Source organism: Corallococcus llansteffanensis (assembly GCF_003612055.1).
GTDB classification, from domain to species: Bacteria; Myxococcota; Myxococcia; order Myxococcales; family Myxococcaceae; genus Corallococcus; species Corallococcus llansteffanensis.
Map to the genome: position 1 here is coordinate 1 of NZ_RAWB01000521.1, position 7,051 is coordinate 7,051.

Annotated in this window: 6 protein-coding genes; 3 read left to right on the forward strand and 3 right to left on the reverse strand. The window is 71.8% G+C overall.

Annotated elements, in window-relative coordinates; genetic code table 11:
- Positions 1-65 precede the first annotated feature (65 nt).
- Together D7V93_RS33860 and D7V93_RS33865 are read right to left on the reverse strand one after the other, a co-directional pair.
- Positions 66-1,433 (reverse strand): tetratricopeptide repeat protein, encoded by a 1,368-nt coding sequence (locus tag D7V93_RS33860; RefSeq protein ID WP_120647315.1) that lies wholly within the window; start codon positions 1,431-1,433, stop codon positions 66-68.
- A gap of 20 nt (positions 1,434-1,453) precedes the next feature.
- Positions 1,454-2,251, reverse strand: coding sequence for a lysophospholipid acyltransferase family protein (locus tag D7V93_RS33865; protein WP_120647319.1), 798 nt, complete (start codon positions 2,249-2,251; stop codon positions 1,454-1,456).
- Positions 2,252-2,465: 214 nt separating this feature from the next.
- Here D7V93_RS33865 and D7V93_RS33870 point away from each other — a divergent pair, with 214 nt between their 5' ends.
- The 3 genes from D7V93_RS33870 to D7V93_RS33880 are packed head-to-tail and all read left to right on the forward strand — an operon-like array spanning position 2,466 to position 6,040.
- Positions 2,466-3,080 (forward strand): deoxynucleoside kinase, encoded by a 615-nt coding sequence (locus tag D7V93_RS33870; protein ID WP_120647316.1) that lies wholly within the window; start codon positions 2,466-2,468, stop codon positions 3,078-3,080.
- Positions 3,077-4,252, forward strand: coding sequence for a DUF2314 domain-containing protein (locus tag D7V93_RS33875; RefSeq protein ID WP_120647317.1), 1,176 nt, complete (start codon positions 3,077-3,079; stop codon positions 4,250-4,252). The genes D7V93_RS33870 and D7V93_RS33875 overlap by 4 nt, the downstream gene beginning before the upstream one ends.
- Positions 4,253-4,303: 51 nt before the next feature.
- Positions 4,304-6,040 (forward strand): FHA domain-containing protein, encoded by a 1,737-nt coding sequence (locus D7V93_RS33880; RefSeq protein ID WP_120647318.1) that lies wholly within the window; start codon positions 4,304-4,306, stop codon positions 6,038-6,040.
- Between the two features lie 233 nt (positions 6,041-6,273).
- Here D7V93_RS33880 and D7V93_RS47875 read toward each other — a convergent pair.
- Positions 6,274-7,051: DMT family transporter (locus D7V93_RS47875; protein WP_147451480.1), on the reverse strand; the 778-nt coding region annotated here is incomplete at its 5' end.

The window sequence follows — 7,051 nt, forward strand, 5'->3', positions numbered from 1 at the left end:
GGGGGGGCGGGTTTGCGCGCGTCGCTCATCGGAAGCGGAGTGTAGAGGGCGCGGTGCGCCGGTGGCTACTGGCCCTTCAGCAGCTGGAGGGCGCGGCTCGCCACCGCGTTGTCGGGCTGGGTCTCCAGCACCTTGCCCAGCCAGTGCTCCGCCTCGGCCGTGGCCTTCTGACGGTCCTGGGGGGTGCGCGCCTTCTGGGACTCGTCGGTGTAGAGCAGGCCCAGGCGCAGGGCGAACTCGGTGTTCTCCGGGTTCTTCTCCGCCACGTACTTCAGCTCCCGCTGGGCGGCCGGGTAGTCGCCCTCCAGCTGGTAGACGAGCGCCAGCTTGCCGCGCGCGGGCACCGAGTCCGGTTGCAGCGTCACCGCCACCTGGAAGGCGTCCTTCGCCGCGGCCATGTCCCGCTGCTCCAGGCGCAGGTCGCCCAGGCGGAACCACGCGAGCTCCAGCAGGGGGTTGAGCACCACGGCCTTCTCGAAGGCGGCGCGGGCCGCGTCCGGACGCTGGCGCGACAGGTACAGCTCCCCCAGGTAGAGCTGGTTCTTGCCGTCCTGCGGGGCACGTTCGATGGCCTGCTTGAACTCGTCCACCGCGCGGCCGGCGTCGTCCAGGCGCTGGTAGGCCAGCCCCAGGAGGGCGTGCACCACGGCCAGGTCCGGGTAGTCGTGGAGGATCTCCTCGAAGGCGATGAGGGCGTGCTGGGGCGCGTCCTGTTCGTGCAGGAAGCGCATGCCCTCCTCGAGCTTCGCCTCCGCCGCCTTGGGGAAGCCCTGGAAGGGGTCCGCGATCTGGTTCATCAGCGCTCGCGCGGTGGTGACCTCCCCGGGCGTGGGCCGGGCGCGCACGACGGTGCCCAGGGCCTCCACGGCGCCCGCGGTGTTGCCGGTGCGGGCCAGCGCCTTGGCGAGTGGCAGCTTCCAGCCCGCGCGCTCCGGGGCCAGCTCCACGGCCCTGCGCAGCGGGCCCAGCGCGGCGGCGTACTGCTCCGACTCCAGGCGCGCGACGCCCAGGCGGTAGTGGAACTCGGCGGTGGTGGGGGACAGGGCGATGGCGCGCTCGAAGGCGGCCACCGTGGGCTGGCCCGCGTCCTTTGCCCGCGAGAAGAGCGTCAGGCCCAGCATGTACTGGTCCATGGCGCGCTCGTTCCGGGCGATGGCCTGGCGCAGCTCCTCCGCCCAGGCGTCCGCATGGCCCGCCTTCACCTGGGCCTCGGTGAGGGCCCTCGCCACGTCCACGTCGTCCGGGGTGCGCGCGTGCAGCTCTCGCAGCAGCGGCACCGCCTTCTCCGGCTGGTTTTCGTCCAGGTACGCGCGCGCCTGTGCCTGGGGCGTCAGCGCGGCGCTTCCTGCCGTCTTGCCGTGGCCACAGCCGGTGGCAAGAAGGCCCAGTCCCAACAGGGCGGCGCGGGTCCAGCGGGGGCGGTTCGTGGGCATCAGGGGCACGGAGGGCTCGCTCAGGAGGCTTTCGAGGTGGGGGCGGAGGCGCGCTGACCGACGCCCTCCCGGCCCTGCGGGGCGATGGCGTCCTCGGTGTCGCCGCCCTTGCCTCCCAGGAAGAGGTTGTCGGCGATGATCTGCGCGCGCACGGCCCGGGCAAGACCCTCGCGGTCATTCTCCGCGAACGCCGTGGTGTCGATGGGGCGGCCAATCTTCACGCGCACCGGCCCCGGGGTGATGTTCCACGAGTTCTTGGGCATCACCGTGCTGGTGCCCTCGATGGTGACGGGGCAGATGGGCACGCGGGCTTTGAGCGCGAGCGCGAACGGGCCCTTCTTGAAGGGCAGCACGCGGCCGTCCTCGGAGCGGGTGCCCTCCGGGTACAGGAAGATGCTGGTGCCCTCGCGGACCTTCTTCGCGGCGCGCTCCAGGGAACCGATGGCGGAGGCGCGGTCGCTGCGGTTGACGAAGATGTGGCCCGCCAGCCAGAGGTACCAGCCGATGAAGGGCACGAAGCGCAGCTGGCTCTTGGCCACGTAGCGGAAGTCCGCCGGCACGGAGATGAAGTGGGCCGGGATGTCGAGGGTGGACTGGTGGTTGGCCACGTAGATGGTGGCGCGCTTGGGGTCCACGTTCTCCCCGCCGAAGACCTCCAGGCGCGCGCCGCCAGCCCACAGCAGGACCGGGGACCAGAGCTTCCGGGCCACCCACACCGAGCGTGCCGGGTTGAACGTCACGATCATGGCCGTGATGGAGACGAAGAACATGATGGCCGACCACACCACGGCCACGAAGATGCACCAGAGCTTGCGCAACATGCGTCGGGGTTCCTCCTACCGGGCGCCTCTTGAAGCGACGGGTCCCCGGGGGTGCCGCTCACCGGACGGGCAGCCGGGCGACGCATGACCAGACGCGGCGCGAGCACCTGGACGTGCGGGACGGGGCGGGGGCATGCAGTTTATCTACCATGGCTTCCGTCACCATTGTTTCTGGTGTGTGCCGCTCGCCGGGGTTACAAGCAAGGGTGGCGTGGCCAGGAAAAAGTTCATCGCCATCGCGGGCAACATCGGGGCCGGAAAGACGGAGCTTACGTCCTTCCTGTGCCGGAAGTACGGCCTCACGCCGTCCTTCGAGCCCAATGACCAGAACCCCTATCTCGCGGACTTCTACAAGGACATGAAGACGTGGGCGTTCCGCTCCCAGCTCTTCTTCCTGACGCACAAGTTCCGCCTACACCGGGAGCTGGAGCGCACGTCAGGCACGGTGCTGCAGGACCGGACGCTGTACGAGGACGCGGAAATCTTCGCCAAGAACCTCCACCGACAGCGGCTCATCGACAAGCGCGACTGGGGCACGTACTGGGAGCTGTACCAGACCATCTCCCAGTCGCTCACGCCGCCGGACCTGATGATCTACCTGCGCTGCCCGGTGGCGACGCTGCGTGAGCGCATCCGCCTGCGGGGGCGGGCCATGGAGAAGGACATCCCGACCGCGTACCTCAAGCGCCTCAACTCGCTGTACGAGGAGTGGTTCGAGGGCTACTCGCTGTCGCCGGTGCTGGTGCTGGGGACGGACAAGCTGGACTACCTCACCGACCTGGTGGACCGCGTGGACCTCTTCCGACAGATCGAGAAGCACCTGTGAAGGAGGTCTACGTCCTGGCCACCGAGCGGACCGGCCCGCCGCCCCTGGAGGCGCTGCGCGCCGCGTTCGCCACCGACGAGGTGGAGTTCGTGCCGCACGAGGACGGGCAGGGCTTCACCGTGCGCGCGGACGGTTCGGAGGTTCGCGTGGTGCTCAAGCCGGAGGACGAGGGCCGCCCGCGCGTCAACCCGGAGCTGTTCAGCGGCAGTCCGGAGGCCTTCGCGCGCGTGGAGAAGGCCCAGGCCTGCTACGCGTTCCTGCTGGAGCCCGGCGGCGCGCAGCCCACGCTGCCCGTCTTCGAGGCGCTGTGGACCGTGCGCACGCTGATGGAGCAGGTGCCCGGCGTGCTCGTGGACGTGACGGCGTTCAAGCTGCACGAGCCCGAGGACGTGGTGGAGATCACCGAGCTGGACTTCGACATCCGCGACCACGTGCACCTGCACGCCATCGAGCTGGCGGAGGGGGACACGCCCCTGTGGGTGCACTCGCACGGGATGGAGAAGTTCGGCGCGCGCGACGTGGAGATCTTCCACCTGGGCGAGGGCGACCTGCTGGCCGCGGAGAGCTTCCTCCACGAGCTGTGCACGGACCTGGCGTTCGCGCAGGGGCCGGCGCTGCGCTCGGAGGTGTCCACCAGCGAGGGCCAGAGCTTCACGATGGTGCCCTCCGAGGAGGCCCGGGCCAACCTGCTGGGCGTGCCGCTGGACGCCTTCGAGGGCCACGAGGGGCTGTTCCTCACCGTGGTGTCGCCGCTGGGCCGGCACAACACGGCGGAGCTCCTGGCGACCTACCGGGAGCGCTTCACCAAGGAGCCGGAGGAGCAGACGAAGGCCATGCACGAGGAGGCGCAGGCGCTCTTGCCCGCGTTCCTGGCGCGCTTCCAGCGCAAGGGGCTGATGGAGCCCCTGACGTTCCTGGTGCGCGCCCCCTTCGAGACGCACCCGGAGGGCGAGGCGGTGGTGGAGAACCTGTGGCTGGAGGTGGTGACGCGGGACGAGGGCTCCGTGGTGGGCCGGCTGGTGGATGGCGCGGTGCACACCACCGAGTGGCGCAAGGGGGCCCACGTGGAGGTGGAGGAGAAGCAGATCAACGCCCTGGCCATCGCGCGGGAGGGCCGTCCGCTCAACGAATCCGAGCTGCGGTCCCTGCTCACCGCCGAACGCCCCATGTAGGCTCCGGTCCTTGCTGGCGCCCCGAGGGGCGCTGCTAGGCTCCCGCACCGCATGCCGGCACTCCTGCTGCTCACGGGCCCGTCCGCGGGGCGCCGGTACGAGGTCGTCACCCAACTGACCCTCGGGCGCAGTCCGTCGTGCGACATCCCGTTGGAAGACGACCAGGTGTCGCGCCGCCACGCGCAGCTCTTCCTGGACACGCTCGCGGGACAGGTGCGGCTGCGCGACCTGGGCTCCACCAATGGCACCCTCCTCAACGGGCAGCGGCTGGCCCTCCAGGAAGAGGCGGTGCTGCGGCCCGGCGACCGGATGCGCGTGGGCGCCACCATCGCGGTCTTCGAGCCGCCGCCGGTGTCCATCGTCGACGAGCCCTCCGGCATGCAGGCGCCAGAGACGGGGCACGTGCCCATCGAGGAGGTGCTGCCGCACGTGGGCGCGGCCGCGGCGATGTACTCGGCGGGGACGGCGCTGCTGGGGGCCACCAGCGAGGCGATGGTGCTGCGGCGGCTGGCGGAGGAGACCGCGCATGCGCTCAACGCGGATCGCACCGCGGCGCTGCTGAGCGGGCCGGAGGGGCTGCGCACCGCGGCGGTGTCGGGTGCCGCGTCCGTGGAGGTGCCTCGCGCGCTGGTGCAGGCCGCGCTGGAGCGCAAGGAACTGGGGCGCGCGGACACGGCGCTGTGCGCGCCCCTGGTGGCCTCGGGCGGCATGCCCTTTGGCGTGCTGTACGTGGAGCGCGAGGAGTCCCCCTTCACCGAGGGCGAGGGGCAGCTGCTCGCGTCGCTGGGGCGGCTGGGGGGCGAGGCGTACACGGCGGTGCGGTCTCGCGGTGAGGCGGAGGCCGCGGAGATGCCGTGGGTGACGCCGCTGGGGACGTCGCGGGCGTTTCGGGGGCTGGTGGAAGAGGCTCGGCGGGCCGCAGGCAGCGCCGCTCCCGTCGTGCTGCACGGAGAGCCGGGCACGGGGAAGGCGCTGCTGGGGCGCTTCCTCCATGGGCGCTCGCCACGCGCGTTGGGGCCGTGGGTGACGGTGGAGTGCCGTCAGCCGCTGGAGGCGGTGGAGGTGGCGCTCTTCGGCCGGGCCGGGGCGGCCGGACAGCCTCCGGTGACGTCCGCGGTGCTGCGCGCGGATGCGGGGACCCTGCTGCTGCGCCACGTGGAGGCGCTGCCTCGCGCTGCGGCGGAGCGGCTGGCGCGGATGCTTGCCCGGCGCGCGGCTCCGGCGCGGCAGGGTGGCGAGGAGCCCGTGGACGTGCGGGTGGTGGCCACCAGCTCCGCTCCGGTGTCGCGGCTTGCTTCGCGCGGTGAGTTCGACGCGGCGCTGGCGCGGGGACTCGCGGGCTTCGAGGTGGAAGTGCCGCCGCTGCGCGAGCGACGGGGGGATGTGCCGGTGCTGCTCGAGTACTTCGCGCTGCGCGCGGCACGGCAGAGCGGACGGGAGGCGCCGGTGCTCGGGCCGGAGGCGCGGCGGCTGCTGGCGGAGTACCCGTGGCCCCAGAACGTGCGCGAACTGGAGCTGGTGGCGGAGCGGCTGGGTCGCGTGTACGCGGCGGGCCACGTGGGCATCCCGCAGCTTCCTCCCGAGGTCCGCGAGGGCGCGGTGGGGCAGGGGCCGCGCACGCTGCAGGCGCAGGTGGCCCGGCTGGAGCGCGATGCTATCGCGGAGGCGCTGCGCGAGTCAGGGTGGAAGAAGGTCCGCGCGGCGGAGCTGCTGGGCATCAGCCGGCCCACGCTCGACCGGAAGATGGACGAGTACGGGCTGACGCTGGAGCGCGGGCCTCGCGGTTGAGCGCACCGCTCGCCCGGGTTGGGAGCTCAGGCCCCCGCGCGTCCTCGGCGGGAAGGACGTGGGGCGGAAGGCTCACGCCTTGTCGACCGCCACTTCCTTGCGGCGACCGAGCAGCACGCCCGTGAGGTCTGTGGGAAGGGTGTAGGGCTCACGCCTTGTTGACCGCCACTTCCTGTCGGCGACTGTGAGCAGCACGCCCGTGAGGTCCGTGGGAAGGGCTTAAGGCGGGAGGCTCAGGCCTTGTCGACCGCCGCTTCCTTGCGGCGGCTGAGCAGCACGCCCGTGAGGATGAGGGCCGCGCCGAGCGTCTGGAGCAGGGTGGGGCGCTCGCCGCGCACGGCCCAGGCGGTGAGCGCCGCGACCACCGGGATGCCGGTGCCGTAGACCGTCGTCCGGTTGGTGCCCACCCGCTGCACGCTGCGGAACCAGACGAAGTAGGCGAGCACCAGCGGCACCAGCGCCGAGTACACGAGCGCGAGCCAGCCCGACGTGCTCACGCGCGACGCGTCCATCGTGATGACCTGCGAGGCGCCGGCCAGCACCACACCCGGTGCCCCGGTCAGCATGGTGATGGCGGTGATGCGCAGCGCGGACACGTCCGCACCGACGGTGCGCGTCCCCACCGTGTAGATGGACCAGCACACGGAGCTGCCGACAATCAGAGCGTCCCCCACCCAGGTCGCCGCGCCCAGGTTGGGGCCTCGCGCGCCCACCACCAGCAGCATCCCCACCACCGCCAGGGACAGTCCGGCGATGACCGGACGGCGGAGCCGCTCGATGCCGAGCGCCGCGCCCAGGGCCGCCGTCACCAGCGGGCTCACCGCGGTGAGCATCCCGCTGTTGGCCGCGGTCGTCCGCGAGAGGCCCTCGATGAAGCACAGCTGGTACAGCGTGTTGCCCACGAAGCCCAGGCCGGTGAGCCGCAGGAACACCTTCCACGGCATCGGCTTCCAGCCCTCCACCGCCCCCCTGTCCCTTATACACATCTGACGCTGCCGACGATAAGGCTCG